Here is a 15,346-nt window from a genome sequence, read left to right as displayed (position 1 = left end):
TCTCGGCCTGACGGTCGCCGCCGACAAGCCGGACAGCCAGGACATCTGCTTCGTGCCGGAGGGGCGCTACACCACCCTCATCGACAGGTTGCGCCCGCACGGGGCCGAACCCGGAGACATCGTCCACCTCGACGGCCGCGTTCTCGGCCGCCATGACGGCGTCACCCGCTACACCATCGGCCAGCGACGCGGCCTCAATGTCGCGGTCGGCGATCCGCTGTTCGTGGTCCGCATCGAGGCCGACGCCCGCCAGGTGATCGTCGGCCCGCGCGAGGCGCTGCTGACGCGCGCCCTGACCCTGAAAGAGGACAACTGGATCGGCGACCTGCCGAGCCTCGCCGCCGCCTGCGACGCTGGCCGCCCGGTCCTCGCCCGCGTCCGCTCGACCCGCGAGCCGGCGGCCGCCCGCCTCGCTCTGGTCGACGGCCAGCCCGGCCTCGTCTTCGACGCGCCGGAGGAGGGCGTCGCCCCCGGCCAGGCCTGCGTCCTCTATGCGCCGGAAGCTCCGACCCGCGTCCTCGGCGGCGGTTTCATCGCCGGCACGGTGCGGGCCGGGGACTGACCGGGCGCTTCCGCTCCGCGCCGGCGATCCATACATTTTCGGGATGAGCCAGGATCCCGTCGTCATCTGCAGCTACGCGCGCACGCCGATCGGCGCCTTCCAGGGCGCACTTGGCGCCGTCAAGGCGACCGCGCTCGGCGCCACCGCCGTCCGCGCCGCCGTCGAGCGTGCTCGGTCGCCTTCCGAGGCGGTCGACCAGATCCTGATGGGCTGCGTGCTGCCCGCCGGGCTTGGTCAGGCGCCGGCCCGTCAGGCGGCCCTCGGCGGCGGGCTGCCCGCCTCGGTCCAGGCGACGACCGTCAACAAGATGTGCGGCTCGGGCCTCCAGGCGGCGATCCTGGCGCACGACGCCCTGGCCGCCGGGTCCGCCGACCTCGTCGTCGCCGGCGGCATGGAAAGCATGACCGGCGCGCCCTTCCTGTCGAAGGCGCACCGCGGCGGCGCCCGCATCGGCCACGATACGCTCTACGACCACATGTACCTCGACGGCCTGGAGGACGCCTACGAGCCTGGCCGGCTGATGGGGGCCTTCGCCGAGGACACCGCCCGGTCCCTGCAGTTCACCCGGGAGGCGATGGACGCCTATGCGATCGGCTCCCTGGAACGGGCGAGAGCCGCCGCCGCCTCGGGCGCCTTCGCGCGCGAGATCGTCCCCATCGAGGTCTCGACCCGCAAGGGCGTGGCCCGCGTCGAGTCCGACGAGCAGCCGGCCAAGGCCGACCCGGCCCGCATTCCGACGCTGAAGCCCGCCTTCGCCGCCGACGGCGCGATCACCGCCGCCAACTCCAGCTCGATCTCCGATGGCGCCGCCGCCCTGGTCCTGGCGCGGGAAAGCGTCGCCCGGCGGCTGGAGATGCCCATCGTCGCCCGTGTCGCCGCCCACGCCGCCCACGCCCACGCGCCCGCCCTGTTCACCACCGCCCCGGTCCCCGCCGTCCGCCGGGCCCTCGACCGCGCCGGCTGGTCGGTCGCCGACGTCGACCTCTTCGAGATCAACGAGGCCTTCGCGGTCGTCGCCATGATCGCCGAGCGCGAGCTCGACCTCGACCGCGCGCGCCTCAACGTCAACGGCGGCGCCTGCGCGCTCGGCCATCCGATCGGCGCGTCCGGCGCCCGCATCCTCGCCACCCTGCTGGCCGCCCTGCAGGGGCGAGGCGGGCGGCGCGGCGTCGCTTCGCTCTGCATCGGCGGCGGCGAGGCGGTGGCGATGGCGGTGGAGATGGCCTGACGCGGATCGAACCGCCGCCTGGCGGGTTCCGAACCTCCGAGGAGAGATCGGCATGAGCGAGCTTCGCAACGACACCGAAGGCCAGCGCTACGAGATGGACGAGGCGGGCCAGACCTCCTGGGCCGACTACAGCCTGCGCGAGGGCCGGCTCTACATCCTGCACGTCGAGAGCCCGCCGGCCCTGCGCGGCACCGGGGCCGCCGGCCGGCTGATGGCCGCCCTGGCCGAGGACGCCAAGGTCCGCGACCTGAAGATCACGCCGGTCTGCGGCTACGCCGCCGCCTGGCTGCGCCGCAGCCACACGTACCGGGACTTGCTGGCCTAGGCCCTCGCCCGCAAGGGGGAGGCATATTCATGGTCAAGTTTCGGGGTTAACCGACCCCGCCGCGGCGGCGGGTCCCAGCCCAGGACCCGCCGTCGCCCGACAGCCTCAGCTGCGGGCGACGATGGCCTCGAGGGTCTGGACGCGGGCCTCGCAATCCTCGACCAGCCGGCGGGCCATGTCCCGCACGCCCGGCGGATAGGCGTCGCCGCCTTCCGCGATTTCCGCGGCCAGCTGTTCCACGTCCACCAGCGCCTGGTTCAGGCTGCGGATGTGGTCTTTGGCCAGGGTCTTGGCCTCCGCCTGCAGGCGGCGGACCCGCTGCGCGACGGTTTCGGTTTTCAGCGCCGAAGTCTTCAGATCGTTGTCGGCGACTACGCTCAGAGACGGTGACATTCGAACCTACCTCAACAATCCCCACCCAGGTCTTGGCCGCCCCGTCGATCCCCATCGGATGACTGAAAAGGCGTCGTGGCCTGCTGGGTCTGCTTACGCCTTTAGACAGCACAGGTTCCCTGTCGGCAGCATGAACGGCGCCGGTTAAGACTCTTGTTGGGCGAAGTGGGGATTTACGGTCACGGTAGGGCTCCGCGGCCCACCCAAAAGATGGAAAATGGATCCAATGGCCACCCTCGTGTTCGGCATGAACCAGTCCCTCGACGGCTATGTCGACCACGACGCCTTCGCGCCCGATCCGGTCCTGTTCCGCCACTTCGTCGCCGACGTCGCGGGCCTGACCGGCAGCCTCTATGGCCGCCGCATCTACGAGATCATGCGCTATTGGGACGAGGACAACCCGGACTGGGACGCCGACGAGCGCGCCTTCGCCGTCGCCTGGCGCGCGCAGCCGAAGTGGGTCGCCTCCCGCACCCTGACGACCGTCGGCCCCAACGCCACCGTCCTTGGTCCCGACCTCGCCGCCGAGGTCCGCCGCCTGAAGACCGGTCATGAGGGCCGGATCGCCGTCGCCGGCACGCTGCTGGCCGACAGCCTCGGCCAGCTCGGCCTGATCGACGAATACCAGCTCTACGTCCATCCGGTGGTGCTCGGCGGCGGCAAGCCGCTGTTCGCCGGCCCGCGACCGCCGCTGCGCCTCACCGCCCATGATCGCATCGGCGAAAACGCCATCCGCCTGACCCTGGTCCCGGCCTAGGCTCTCAAAAGCCACCGGCGGGAACCAAACCGCTACAGTGGCGCTTGGAGTTCACCGCGGGGGTGCATGGTCTTCAGGGGCAGATCACATACGGTTCGCGCCGTCCTGGCGCTCTTCGCCGTCTGCCTCGTCGTGCCCGCGACTCTGGCGATCGGCGCCATGGTCACCTGGAACGTCCTCGAGGTGCGCCGCGCCAAGGAAGCCGAGCTCCTGGCCCTGGCCCGCTCGGCCTCGATGACCGTCGACCTCCGGGTCAGCCATCTCGCCACCCTGGCCGACGCCGTCGCCACGTCCGACCCCGTCCGGGGCGGCGACTGGGCCGCGGCCCGCGCGCGCATCGCCCGCCTGGCCCTTGGCCCCGCTCTGTGGGTGGCGATCAGCGACGGCCAGGGCCGGCGGCTGCTCAACACCAACCCGGCCGCGCCGGCGACGCCCCCCGCCGCCCGCCTGCCGCGCCCGCCCGACGTCGCCCAGGCGGCCCGCACCCTCCGCCCGGTGACCAGCGACCTCTTCCTCGGCTGGAGCACCGGCCGCCAGGTGGTCGCCGTCAGCCAGGGGGTCCGCGGCCGCACCGACCAGGCGGTGGTCACCGTCGTCGCCGATCCCGGCGGCCTGCTGCCCCGCGCCGACGAGGTCTCCGCCCCGCCGGACGCCACCGTCACTGTCGTCGACCGCCGCTACCGGGTCATCGCCCGCAGCCGCAACCACGGCCGCTGGCAGGGGACCAGCGCCACGCCGCAGATGATCTCCGCCATGCGCCGCAGCAGCGACGGCGTCGTCGCCAGCCGCTCCCTCGACGGCGACCGCACCATCGTCGCCTATACCCGCTCGCCCGTGACCGGCTGGACCACGATGGTCGTCGTGCCCCAGCGGGCGATCCTGACGCCGGTGATGCTCAACGGGGCGGCGCTCGCCATCCTGGCCCTGGCGCTCCTGGCTCTCGGCATCGGCCTGTCGCGGCTCTTCGGCGCCGCCCTGATCCGCGACCTGCATCGGCTCGAGGCCGACGCCGCCGAGCTCGGCCATGGCCGCCCCGTCGCGCGCCGCCGCACGGGGATCGAGAACATCGACCGCGTCCAGGCCGCCCTCGCCGACGCCTCCCGCGAGCTCGAGGTCCGCGGCTCGCGGCAGGAGCTGATGATCAACGAGCTGAACCACCGGGTGAAGAACACCCTGGCCACCGTCCAGTCGCTGGCCCTGCAGACCTTCCGCAGCCCCGGCGCCGAGGCCCCCGCCAAGTTCGACAAGCGGCTCGCCGCCCTGGCCGACGCCCACGACCTCCTCACCCAGTCCTCCTGGCGGCCGGTCGACATCCGCGCCGTCGTCGAGCGCTGCGCCAAGGCGGCCGGCGACAGCCTGCGCTGGTCCGGCCCGCCCGCCATCCTGCCGGCCCAGACCGCCGTGGCGCTGTGCATGTGCCTGCACGAGCTGCTGACCAACGCCATGAAGTACGGCTCCCTGTCGACGCCCGGCGGCGAGGTCCGCATCAGCTGGACCCGCGACGGCGACGGCGAGATCGACCTGCTGTGGCAGGAGGCCGGCGGCCCGCCGGTCGGCGCGCCCGAGCGCCAAGGCTTCGGCACCCGCCTCATCGACCGCCTGTCCCGGGCCGAGATGGGCGGCGAGATCAGCCGCGACTACGCCGCCGACGGCCTGCGCGTGCGCCTGCGCATCGCCCCCTCCGACGCCGACCGCTGGAGCAACGACTTCCGCTGAGGCCGTCCAAACTATCATTTGGCGCCCACCTCTCGGCATCGTGTCGCGTCGCCTGGCGAGCGCAGGGCTAGGCTTTCCCCGTTGCCCCGGTCCTCGGCCTCCCGACAGGCCGCCCCGAACGAGGACCCATCAACGAGCCCCTAGAGCGAGGCGCCCCGTCCCCGGCGCCTCGCTCGTCTTGGCCGAACGAGGCGTGCGATGGCGTCTGAAACCCTTGGCCAAACCCTGGAGCGGCCGGCGACGGCCCCTGATCCCGACCGGCTGAACGCCTTCATGGGCAAGATGGTCGGCGACATGGGCGCGGCCATGTCGGCCGCCCTCGTCGTGCTCGGCGACCACCTCGGGCTCTACAAGCGGCTGGCGGCCCATGGCCCGGCCACCTCCGTCGAGCTCGCCGAGGCGACCGGCCTTAACGAGCGGCTGATCCGCGAGTGGCTCGCCGCCCAGGCCTGCGCCGGCTACGTCGACTACGACGCGGCGTCGCGCCGCTTCCGGCTGTCCCCCGAACAGGCGATGGTCTTCGCCGACGAGGAAAGCCCGGTGTTCATGGCCGGCGGCTTCGAGATCCTCGCCGCCGCCTTCAAGGACGAGCCCAAGGTCGAAAAGGCCTTCCGCTCCGGCGCCGGCCTCGGCTGGCACGAACACGACGTCTGCCTGTTCCGCGGCACGGAGCGGTTCTTCCGGCCCGGCTACAACGCCAACCTGGTCGACGCCTGGATCCCCGCCCTCGACGGGGTCGAGGCGCGGCTGCGCGACGGCGCCGACGTCGCCGACATCGGCTGCGGCCACGGCGCCTCGACCATCCTGATGGCGCAGGCCTATCCGAACTCGCGCTTCCACGGTTTCGACTACCACGCCCCGTCGATCGAGCGGGCCCGCGACGCCGCCGCCGCGGCCGGCGTCTCCGACCGCGTCCGCTTCGAGACCGCCACCGCCCAGGACTATCCGGGCCGGGACTACGACCTCGCCTGCATCTTCGACGCCCTGCACGACATGGGCGACCCGGCCGGCGCCGCCCACCACATCCGCCGCAGCCTCAAGCCCGACGGGACCTGGCTGCTGGTCGAGCCGTTCGCCGGCGACGACCTCGCCGACAACCTCAACCCCGTGGGCCGCATCTTCTATTCGGCCTCGACGATGATCTGCACCCCCGCCTCCCAGAGCCAGGAGGTCGGCCTCGCCCTCGGCGCCCAGGCCGGCGAGGCCCGCCTGCGCGAGGTCGTCGAATCCGCCGGCTTCACCCGCTTCCGCCGCGCCACCGAGACGCCCTTCAACCTGGTGTTCGAGGTCCGTCCGTGAGGGCAGGGGACATGCCGGGTGGGGACCTCCACATGCGCTTGACGCCCCGCCCCGGTTTCCGTCTCCCTATCCCGGTCGGGGAGCCTTGAGAGAGGACACGCCATGACCCGTCACCGCCGCCGCCACGCCGGGCCGGTCCCGCTCGCCGCGATTTGCCTCACCCTCGCCGCCCTCGCCCCCGGCCCCGCTCAGGCCCAGGAAGGCGGCCGCCCGCTCTCCGCCGCCCTGACCGGCGCGGCCGAAGCGCCGAACCCCGGCGACCCCGACGGGACCGGCTCGGCCAGCCTGCGGGTCAACCTCGGCCAGAGCCAGATCTGCTACGAGCTGCAGGTCGCCGGCATCGCCCCGGCCACCATGGCCCACATCCACAAGGCCCCGCCGGGCCAGGCCGGGCCGGTGGTCGTCCCGCTGACCGCGCCCGCCGACGGCAAGAGCGCCGCCTGCGCGACGGCCGCCGCCGACCTCGTGAAGGACATCCTGCAGAACCCGGCCGCCTACTACGTCAACGTCCACAACGCCGACTTCCCCCCCGGCGCCATCCGCGGCCAACTCGGCAAGTAGGTCGGCGCTCAGTCGCGCGCGACAGCGGGCGTGCTCTAGTACCAAGTGCCCTTCTTCAGGCAGGCGCTGTAGCGGATGCTCGCCGTGTTGGTGCAGCGATCGGCGCCCAGTCCGCAGAGCGCCGTCGCCTCGTGCCACATCTGCTTGCAGTAAGCTTCGTTCGCGCCGGCCGCCCGCGCGGGCGTCGCCGGTCGGCTGGGGCTCCGCGCTCCGAGCAGGGCTTGCATCTCGGGGGAGGCGGCATAGTCGGCCGGCCGCTTGCCGCTGTTGTCGGTGGCGGTGCGGCTGGCGCCTTTCGCGATCAGCAGCTTGGCGATGTCGAGCCGGTTCCGCTCGGCCGCCACGTGCAGGAGGGTGCCGCCGTCGGTGTCCTTGGAGTTGACGCCGACGCAGTCGTCGAGGAGCGCGGCCAGCTCGTCCGGCTGGTTGTACCAGACCGCGTCGCGCGCTTGCAGCCGCGGCCGCGTGGCCGGCGTGCGGCCGTCGTTGGCCGGGTTGGCGTTGGCGGCCGCGCACGCCCCGTTGCTGGTCTTCGCAGGCGTCGCCGGGCGCGCCTTGGCCGGCGGCGGCGGCGGCGGACGGGCGCCGGCGGCGCCGCCGCCCAGGTAGGGAGCGAACGGATCGGCCGGCGGAGCCATCTTCGCCCGGATCGCCGCCCGAATGGCCGAATAGCCTTCTGCGACGTCGTACGCGGTGCGCCCGCGGGTCGTCTTCAGGTCGGTCCGCGCCCCGCGGGCCAGCAGGTAGCGCACCATGCGCTCGTTGCCGTCCTCGGCCGCGATGTGGAGCGCCGTCCAGCCCTCCTCATTCTGCATGTCGATGTCCTGGCCGGCGTCCAGCATCCGGACGACCTGGGCTTCCTGACCCATTTTGACGGCGTACCGCCAGTTGTCCCAGGAGTCCGCCAGCGCCCCCAACGGCAGCAACGCCACAGCCGCGACCGCGGCACACACCAAGCCAATACGCACGCAACACCCCCAAACAACGGCGGCAGGATGACGTGCTCGGCCAGGCGCAGCAATAGCCCAGGTCCCCCGAGCGACGCCCGGCGAGCCCGGACCGGCATCCCCACGTTCGCAGACGCAGCTAACGACCGCCGCCCCCGCTGGACGCCGTAGAGGCGTAGACGTGTTCCTCGGCTAAGGCCCCGGCGGACCCGGAGCGAAGGCCGTCTCGAACGTCCCCCTTCAGCCGTCGTGATGCGGCTGTGGTCTCCCCCTCGCCCGTGACAACGTGGAGGCGCGACAGTTCGCGCGCCGAGAGCCACAGGACGCGGTCGGGAGGGGTCTTCAGAGCTGAGGCGGCCAGCTGTGGGCTGGCGCCCACCAGATTCAGGTAGCTGATCACGGTGGCCGTCGTCGTCTGGATCTCGGACGCGCCGTTCCATGCGATCGGAGTGGTGGTGATGCTGAACTGGTGAACGCCCACGCGTGATCCGGCGGGCACCGTGCGGCGCGTCCCGCCCAGGAACGCATAAGCGCAGGCCGAAGCGCACTCGCCGCCGCGCACGAAAACGCCTCGGCTCTGATCGTAACGCTGGATCGTGGTCGAGAAGCCGGCCCGCCGGATGTGCAGGCCGAGCTTCAACCCTTGTGCGAGGTTGCCGCCCTTCGAGTCGAACACCACCGAGGCCCCGGGCAGTATCGCCTCTCGTTTGAGGAAGGCCCGAAACTCTCTGGCCGTGTCGGGACCGATAACGCCGCTGGCGACGATGCACTCAGCTCGATCGCAGTCCGGGGCGATCGTGCGGTAGAACCGCATTTCATCATCGGGGGCGGCCCAGGCTGGCGCCGCTAACAAGGCGGGCGCCGCTATCAGGGCCGCCGCTGCCAGCGGCCCGAGCTTATGAACAGTTGCAACACGCCGACGACCGCCCAAACTGGACAACGCAACGCCTCCCCAACGCAACCTATACTATACGCCCAGTGCTCTAGGTTGTTCAGGGTTCCCTTACGTTAGCCATAGTGTCAACATCCGTCGTTCGGGCGCCGATCGAACGGCGGCGGTAGCCAGCTCAGCATGAACGTTGCGAACCGGACCGAGACGATCTCGCGGCGATCGTCCGCGAACAAGATGAGAGCGGCGGCCTCCGCTGGATCGTCGATTTCACGCTCCGATGCGAATGGGGATTTTTCACCCCGCCGAGGACCCCCGCGAAAAGGTGCGCCCTTGCTTCGCGTTCACCAGCTTCGGCGTCAGGATCGGTAAGGGGGCCATTGTCCAGGTCGAGCCGCAACTGGTCGCCCAGGCCGAGTTCCAGAAGTGGCCCGCCGCCGGCAAGATCCGCCACGCCAGCTTCCGCGGCCTGCGCGACGACAAAGACGCCAGCGAGGTGGTGCGCGAGCGGCGGGAGGCGCCGCCGCTTTGAGCGTCCCGTCGGCGTCCGAGTTGCGCCAAGAAGGTACGTTGGTGACGGTCTGATATCCGGACATTCAAAACACCCTCCCCCCTTAGGTCCGCTCCGCCCCTAAACGTCAGGGAGGTCTGTGGGCGCCCTTAAGAGAGAGCCACTCTCCGCTTGCGCAGCGGGGGCGACGGCACAGCCGAATATCATCTACCTTCTGACGACTGCACCGCACCGAAGCGGTCCACGCGGGCTCGTCTCGCTTGCTGGAGGCTGGGTTGAGCGCCAACTACGTGCTGACGACAAACCTGCTGGCTTGGCGGCATACGCTTCCCAGCAGTGAGGAAGCCTTCGAGTCGGCGCGTAGTGCGGTTGACCGACTCATTGCCTGCCTAACGGTCGAAGAAGCGTTTGCCATTCTTCTGGCGAACTACGTCTCGTTCGAGAAGGCCGTTGCCAGCGCCAACATCGAGAACATGGTTGAGCGCGGCGTATCGATGACGGAACTGCATAGCCGACGCCGGGAGGTTGACCGCCACTTAGTGAACGTTTTGGCCGCCGGAGAGATGTTTTCAGATTACGTTTTCAGCCGGGCGAAAAAGCAGTTCGGTTGGAAGTCCAGCGAGATCGCGGCGTTGGACTCCGCTTATCAGGATCAGCGGAATCGGCTCGTGGGCTTTTGGGCCACCGAGCGCCTGCGCAATGCCGTGCTTCACAATTCTCTGCCGATCACGTCGTGGACCACCGGGGGAAAATGGGTAGGGGTCGAGACCGACGCTCGGCTAGAACACTCTGTCACCTTCGCCTTTATCCCTGACTTGCTGGCGCGGGATAGGAAGGTCGAACCAGAATTGATCGCTCGCCTGCAGGACGAACGGGCTGACAAAAAGGGCCAAGTTTCATGGGTCCACCTCATTCGCGAGTACGTCGAAGGCTTGTCGATCATCCTTGGTGAGGTTCGCAAAATTTGGGCGGAAGTTGACGATGCAGCGTCGGCGATCCTGACCGAGATGGCCGATCGGTACAGGGCAAGTCTGCCCGAGGGCCGGGAGCAACCAACGTACGTGTTCATCGTCGAGACAAACGAAGACGGAAGTTGGCGGCGAGACGTTCTTCTCGATAGCGATTTGGGGGGCGAGCTCGTCGAGCTGCGGCGCCAGCACAGGCCTATGGTCAACCTACATAAGCGCGCTCTGGTAGGCTAAGCCGCATTCGCTTCGTTCTGTCCGCCGGATCGACCCAGTGGGACGACAAGGGGTGCCAGAAATGGACTTTCAGGATCGCCCCAGTTGCCGACCATCGGCTTTGGGTCGAGAACCGGACATGGCGGCCGTTAGGGCAGGTGCGAATGAAGAATGGCGACCACGACTTGGCCTCCTGACGGCCTCGTCGGCGCGTGAATGTGTATTCGGTTTTGGTGCTTCTGAATCCGAATATGCCACTCGCAATAGTGCGTCTCGCCCTGGATTGTCACCTCTCGCGCTCGTCGCTTGGTCGGTGATAGGTACACGTCAGGTTTCTCCGGCGCAGCATCGATGCCTAGTCGGCGAAAGCGCTCTTCGATCACTTGATGTGAAGGCGACGCGCTCCGATCGACCCCTGGAGGCTCGGTCGGTGTCAAAGGCGGCGGCGGGGCCGTGAAGACCCACGCTCCGAAGTCGTCCAGCGCGGCCAAGGCCGCATGGACTGCATCCCGAAAAGGAAGATATCCCCCGGTAAAGTCATTGGCGCCGCTAAGCGCGCCGTCCACGAAATGGATATCCGGATAGGCCTTGGGGGCGACTTCCAAAAGTAGCTCTAGCCCTCGGGGGTTCTCGAGGATGCTTCGCCAAAACATGCGACGGTCCCTGCGAGTAGAAACGAAGAAAGCATCCACGTGACCGGACTTGGTCGCGGTCGCCACGCTGCCCGAGCGGCTAAGCGAGAGAACCGCCATTTTCTGGCCAGCCCTCAGGGAGTGATGCACCCAAGCGACATCCGGATTCGCTGTCGTGGCGGCACCATCGATGGAGATGTCGATCTCTTCTGCGCCTTCGGGCCAAACTTCCGCATCGGCGTAACGGGGGGCCGTCATAAGCCACGCCGTCAGTTCTTGAAGTAGTTGGCTTGGTAGTGCCAATGCTCCCGATCGCTCGAAGATTGTCCACAAGTCTTCGCCACCCAGCATCGGGCGATGCTGGAAGTCATCGCCGATCCAGACCGTCTCGCCCGCAGCGGCGGCGTCAGAGACGAGGCTGAGAGCCTGGTCGATAGTGCTCGCGACTGCTCCAAGCGCCATGCCGTCGAAACGCCAGTCGGCTCCATCCACCACGAATGGCACAGTCAGCTCCGCCGCCAAACGCGGCCGAGTGATGAGACGTCGATTTGGTACTGGTCAAAGAACTGCGGCGGCCATGCCGAAAGCGCACCGGATTCGAGAACCTTGATCGCGTCGATGCTGGCCGGCGAACCAGATTCGGACTCAGGACCAAAGTAATGGATGGCAACATTGTTGGCGGACAGATAGTTGTGCTCCGCTACTGCGCGGCGGATGCCGTTGAGGACGTGGTCTGAGTGGGTTTCCAAGAGTACCTGGATGCCGTGCCCGGCCAGCCAGGCTAAGAAGACTCCCATCCTTGACTGTCCTGAAGGATGCAGGTGCGCTTCAGGGTTCTCTACGATGAAGAGGCTACCGGACTTCGCAATGAGGCCTCCGAGAACGATCGGCAGGGCGTAGGACAGCCCAAACCCCATATTCGTAGCGAGTACCCACTCGCCTCCAGGAGAGCGGAACTTTAGTTCGGCGACGGTCGATGCGCCGGTTCGTTCGCCAGAAACTTCAATTGGTCGGGCAATCTCACTAAGCCACGCCTCAACTTCATATTTGAGAAGTCTAGTATCGGCCTTCTCGTAGAGTGGATGGTGGCGGTCCGCGTAGAAACTGAGCTCATTGCCGAGTTCGCTAAGCACATGAGCGCAATGCTCCCCGCGCGCGCCAACCTCTAGTTCGCCCTTCGGAAGTGCGGCAGTCTGAAAGACGCTCCGGGGGCCAATTCGCTCGGCATCCAAATAGGTGAATACGCGTGCACCAGCCGAGAATGCGAGGGGAACGTGATCTGGCCGAGCTTCAACATGGAGGTAGAGGGCGTCATCTTCTGGTACACCGAACGACCATTCGGCGCGAACTTCGCTTGAGCTCGCTGAGATCACGATCGGGGCCTCGGCCTCCCAGTTGAGGACCCCTTCCGCCGTCCCCAGTTCCAGTCCAAACGGTCCGTTCAAGCGGATTGACGGGCCGGCAGAACACGACGTCTCTCGAGCGAGCAGCAGAGCCTGCACGAGGCTGGTTTTTCCCGACCCGTTCAGGCCAGTCAGGACGGTTAGCGGAGCAAAGGTGAAGGCGTGGTGCCTTAGTCGCTTGAAGCCGGCGACCACAACGTCAGTGATCATGACGCGATCGCCTCAGCCAGCAAATTTCGGGTGATCTCAAGTCGGGTCGTAATGTTGCTAGGATCGCCCGTGCCTACGGTTACTGCGCGCAGGTAGCGCGCATCATCAAATGCCCCGCGGAAAGCCGACTGAATCTTCTCTTTATGTCCCTTTAGCTTCGCAGCGTCATAATCCGCGAGCGCATTTCCTTGCGCCTCGAATAGGGCTCGATTGATCGGCCCTCGGCGCGGCGCGGCGAGCGGCCAACGTCGAAATGCAGCGACCCCCAGGACAGCGTGAGCATTGACCATGGCGCGCTTGAAGTCTGTCTCCAACTGCGCGAGTTCTTCATCCGTGAAATCTGAATTTCGCTCCGAAACGCCATCTATCCGCTTGGTGAACTCATTGAGATAGGCATCGAGGCTTTCATGCTCTCGGTACGCATCGACCGAGAAATTTCGGAAGGCGCAAAAGCGTAGAACCAGTTCCCTGTCGCTCATGCGCTTGCCATCGCGAATGCGGACGCCCGACGCCTTGTCAGTTCGCCAGTATTGTTTCTCGGTAGCTTTATCAAATTCCGGAGACTCGGCCAGCCGAGCGAGAAATTCTCGCGACCTAGCCCTACTCATTGCGTGTCTGACTTCCTGGGAAGACAAGGGGCTTCCGAGGGTGTTTACACGATTGAAGATGTCAAATTTCACTTCATCTGGTGTTTGAGGCTCGATCACATGCACGACGATCTGGGTTGTTCGAAATCGCCGCGAAGCAGGGCCGTCGAGATCGTCAAAGTGAGCGGCATCGAGGGATGTCAAATATTCAAGATCGGTGGCCTGGAGTTGATGTCCCCCACCCATAAATAGTGCGATGGTCGACAACCTCTGCACGCCATCAACGACTTGATAGGTTCCGTCGAAAGCTTGATTGAAATAGAATGCGGGCAATGGAATGCCGAGGAGAATTGACTCGATGAGACGCGTGCGTTGGCGCGCGCTCCAGACATATTCGCGCTGAAAGTCGGGTGCCAAGTCGATCTCGCGGCTGCGGATTTGATCAACGACCTCGCGTAATGAGAATGCTTTTGTCGTGATCCGGATTTTTCCCGGGTCCCAAGGTTTCTCGGACCCGCCGCTTCCGGACGTGTCTTCCTGGCCGTCAATGCCATCCCGTAGTTCGTCGTCGACGATTTCAGCTTCGGACATCGGACCCGCGCGTGGACATGAGAAACAGCTTCACCATGGGCCAAGCATACACGATCAACTTTAGAGTTGGCGACCGATCAGCATCCTGGCTCTGACAGCGACAGCGACAGCGACAGCGACAGCGACAGCGACAGCGACAGCGACAGCGCTGGCCTAGTCTGCAACTTCTGACTAGCTGTGCAGCCCCCGAGGACACGCTAGCCGCCCAGCGCGCGGCTGGCGAGGAATCGTGGAGGCTTGCGCGGGAGCGAGAAGCGGACCTCCTCAACGTATCCGCTGAGTCATCAGCGGCCCCCCCCCCCTACCTTCTCCGCTTCCGGAACTCCGCCGCCTTCTCCGCCCGCGCCTCGGCCCGCACGGCCTTCACCGCCGCCTTGTCCCCCGTCTCGCCTTCCTCCGCCAGCGCATCCGCCGCGAACTCCAGGTCGAGCAGCTTCAGCCGCTTGATCTCGTCGCGCAGCCGCGCCGCGGTCTCGAACTCCAGGTTGGCCGCCGCCTCGCGCATGCGGGTCTCCAGGTCGCGCAGGGTGGTCTTGAAGTTGTCGCCCATGAACGGCTTGCCGTCCTCGGCGACGCCGACCGGCACGGTGACGCGGTCCTTCTCGTAGGGGGAGGCGAGGATGTCCTTGATCTGGCTCTTCACGCTGGCCGGCGTGATGCCGTGTTCGAGGTTGTAGGCCTCCTGCTTCTCGCGCCGGCGCTTGGTCTCGGCCATCGCCCGCTCCATCGAGCCGGTGACGCTGTCGGCATAGAGGATCACCCGCCCGTCGACGTTCCGCGCCGCCCGGCCGATGGTCTGGATCAGGCTGGTCTCCGAGCGCAGGAAGCCCTCCTTGTCGGCGTCGAGGATGGCGACGAGGCCGGTCTCGGGGATGTCGAGGCCCTCGCGCAGCAGGTTGATGCCGATCAGGATGTCGAAGGCGCCGAGCCGCAGGTCGCGGATGATCTCGATGCGCTCCAGGGTGTCGACGTCGGAGTGCATGTAGCGGACCCGCAGGCTCTGCTCGTGCATGTACTCGGTCAGGTCCTCGGCCATCTTCTTGGTCAGGACGGTGATCAGGCAGCGATAGCCGTTGGCGATGGTCTGCCGCGCCTGGTCGATGACGTCGTCGACCTGGCTGAAGCCGTCTTTCGAGACCGGGCGCACCTCGACCGGCGGGTCGATCAGGCCCGTGGGGCGGATCACCTGCTCGGCGAACACGCCGCCGGCCCGTTCCATCTCCCACGGCCCGGGGGTGGCCGACACGTGCACCGTGTCGGGCCGCATGGCGTCCCACTCCTCGAACTTCAGCGGCCGGTTGTCGATCGCCGACGGCAGGCGGAAGCCGTACTCGGCCAGGGTGAACTTGCGGCGATAGTCGCCCCGGTACATGGCGCCGATCTGCGGCACCGTCTGGTGGCTCTCGTCTACGAACAGCAGGGCGTTTTCGGGGATGTATTCGAAGAAGGTCGGCGGCGGCTCGCCCTCGCGCCGGCCGGTCAGGTAGCGGGAATAGTTCTCGATGCCGGCGCACGAGCCGGTCGCCTCGATCATCTCGATGTCGAAGGTGGTCC

The 15,346-nt window shown here is 67.5% G+C and carries 17 protein-coding genes; 9 read left to right on the top strand and 8 right to left on the bottom strand.

All coding sequences use genetic code 11. From position 1 onward, the window contains the following. From ACILRF_RS09075 to ACILRF_RS09065, 3 genes are all read left to right on the top strand, one after another. The coding region (locus ACILRF_RS09075; protein WP_395672077.1) for a tRNA methyl transferase PRC-barrel domain-containing protein at window positions 1-562 on the top strand (562 nt) is incomplete at its 5' end. 43 nt (window positions 563-605) lie between these two features. Beyond that, window positions 606-1,790, top strand: coding sequence for an acetyl-CoA C-acyltransferase (locus tag ACILRF_RS09070; protein WP_395672075.1), 1,185 nt, complete (start codon window positions 606-608; stop codon window positions 1,788-1,790). A gap of 52 nt (window positions 1,791-1,842) precedes the next feature. Beyond that, on the top strand, window positions 1,843-2,115 hold the full coding sequence (locus ACILRF_RS09065) for a GNAT family N-acetyltransferase (protein WP_395672073.1): 273 nt from the start codon (window positions 1,843-1,845) through the stop codon (window positions 2,113-2,115). A 105-nt stretch (window positions 2,116-2,220) separates the two neighbouring features. Here the strand turns inward: ACILRF_RS09065 and ACILRF_RS09060 are convergent, their stop codons facing one another. Next, on the bottom strand, window positions 2,221-2,508 hold the full coding sequence (locus ACILRF_RS09060) for a hypothetical protein (protein ID WP_395672071.1): 288 nt from the start codon (window positions 2,506-2,508) through the stop codon (window positions 2,221-2,223). A 226-nt stretch (window positions 2,509-2,734) separates the two neighbouring features. Between ACILRF_RS09060 and ACILRF_RS09055 the strand changes: the two genes are divergently transcribed. From ACILRF_RS09055 to ACILRF_RS09040, 4 genes are all read left to right on the top strand, one after another. Continuing rightward, entirely contained in the window at window positions 2,735-3,265 is a 531-nt protein-coding gene (locus ACILRF_RS09055) for a dihydrofolate reductase family protein (protein ID WP_395672069.1), read from the top strand. Window positions 3,266-3,331: 66 nt separating this feature from the next. Further along, window positions 3,332-4,981, top strand: coding sequence for a sensor histidine kinase (locus tag ACILRF_RS09050; protein ID WP_395672067.1), 1,650 nt, complete (start codon window positions 3,332-3,334; stop codon window positions 4,979-4,981). Window positions 4,982-5,179: 198 nt separating this feature from the next. Continuing rightward, window positions 5,180-6,280 carry a class I SAM-dependent methyltransferase gene (locus tag ACILRF_RS09045; protein WP_395672065.1) on the top strand — a complete coding sequence of 367 codons (1,101 nt, stop codon included), beginning with the start codon at window positions 5,180-5,182 and terminating at the stop codon, window positions 6,278-6,280. Window positions 6,281-6,382: 102 nt separating this feature from the next. After that, the gene (locus tag ACILRF_RS09040; protein WP_395672063.1) at window positions 6,383-6,841 is read left to right on the top strand and encodes a CHRD domain-containing protein; all 459 of its coding nucleotides are present in this window, start codon (window positions 6,383-6,385) and stop codon (window positions 6,839-6,841) included. Window positions 6,842-6,876: 35 nt separating this feature from the next. Here the strand turns inward: ACILRF_RS09040 and ACILRF_RS09035 are convergent, their stop codons facing one another. The 3 genes from ACILRF_RS09035 to ACILRF_RS09025 all read right to left on the bottom strand — a co-directional run bounded on the left by ACILRF_RS09035 (window position 6,877) and on the right by ACILRF_RS09025 (window position 9,077). After that, window positions 6,877-7,809 carry an ankyrin repeat domain-containing protein gene (locus ACILRF_RS09035; protein WP_395672061.1) on the bottom strand — a complete coding sequence of 311 codons (933 nt, stop codon included), beginning with the start codon at window positions 7,807-7,809 and terminating at the stop codon, window positions 6,877-6,879. A 118-nt stretch (window positions 7,810-7,927) separates the two neighbouring features. After that, on the bottom strand, window positions 7,928-8,602 hold the full coding sequence (locus ACILRF_RS09030; protein ID WP_395672059.1) for a hypothetical protein: 675 nt from the start codon (window positions 8,600-8,602) through the stop codon (window positions 7,928-7,930). A 253-nt stretch (window positions 8,603-8,855) separates the two neighbouring features. Continuing rightward, the gene (locus ACILRF_RS09025) at window positions 8,856-9,077 is read right to left on the bottom strand and encodes a TIGR02391 family protein (RefSeq protein ID WP_395672057.1); all 222 of its coding nucleotides are present in this window, start codon (window positions 9,075-9,077) and stop codon (window positions 8,856-8,858) included. Here ACILRF_RS09025 and ACILRF_RS09020 point away from each other — a divergent pair. Further along, window positions 9,003-9,209 (top strand): hypothetical protein, encoded by a 207-nt coding sequence (locus tag ACILRF_RS09020; protein WP_395672055.1) that lies wholly within the window; start codon window positions 9,003-9,005, stop codon window positions 9,207-9,209. The two genes, ACILRF_RS09025 and ACILRF_RS09020, sit on opposite strands and share 75 nt — an antisense overlap. Window positions 9,210-9,463: 254 nt before the next feature. Further along, window positions 9,464-10,390 carry a hypothetical protein gene (locus ACILRF_RS09015; protein WP_395672053.1) on the top strand — a complete coding sequence of 309 codons (927 nt, stop codon included), beginning with the start codon at window positions 9,464-9,466 and terminating at the stop codon, window positions 10,388-10,390. Window positions 10,391-10,518: 128 nt separating this feature from the next. Here ACILRF_RS09015 and ACILRF_RS09010 read toward each other — a convergent pair whose 3' ends face one another. The 4 genes from ACILRF_RS09010 to ACILRF_RS08995 form a co-directional block, all read right to left on the bottom strand. Next, window positions 10,519-11,505: a hypothetical protein gene (locus tag ACILRF_RS09010; protein WP_395672051.1), complete on the bottom strand. Its 987-nt coding sequence runs from the start codon at window positions 11,503-11,505 to the stop codon at window positions 10,519-10,521. Between the two features lie 2 nt (window positions 11,506-11,507). Beyond that, entirely contained in the window at window positions 11,508-12,614 is a 1,107-nt protein-coding gene (locus tag ACILRF_RS09005; RefSeq protein ID WP_395672049.1) for a DUF3696 domain-containing protein, read from the bottom strand. Beyond that, window positions 12,611-13,792 (bottom strand): DUF262 domain-containing protein, encoded by a 1,182-nt coding sequence (locus tag ACILRF_RS09000; protein WP_395672047.1) that lies wholly within the window; start codon window positions 13,790-13,792, stop codon window positions 12,611-12,613. The genes ACILRF_RS09005 and ACILRF_RS09000 overlap by 4 nt, the downstream gene beginning before the upstream one ends. 301 nt (window positions 13,793-14,093) lie before the next feature. Next, window positions 14,094-15,346, bottom strand: a 1,253-nt coding sequence (locus ACILRF_RS08995; protein ID WP_395672045.1) for a helicase-related protein, incomplete at its 5' end; no start/stop codon positions are given.

Origin of the sequence: Phenylobacterium sp. (genome assembly GCF_044236515.1) — a bacterium.
GTDB lineage: Bacteria > Pseudomonadota > Alphaproteobacteria > Caulobacterales > Caulobacteraceae > Phenylobacterium.
The sequence above is the reverse complement of the archived record's forward strand: the minus strand, read 5'-3'. Positions and strand labels throughout refer to the sequence as shown.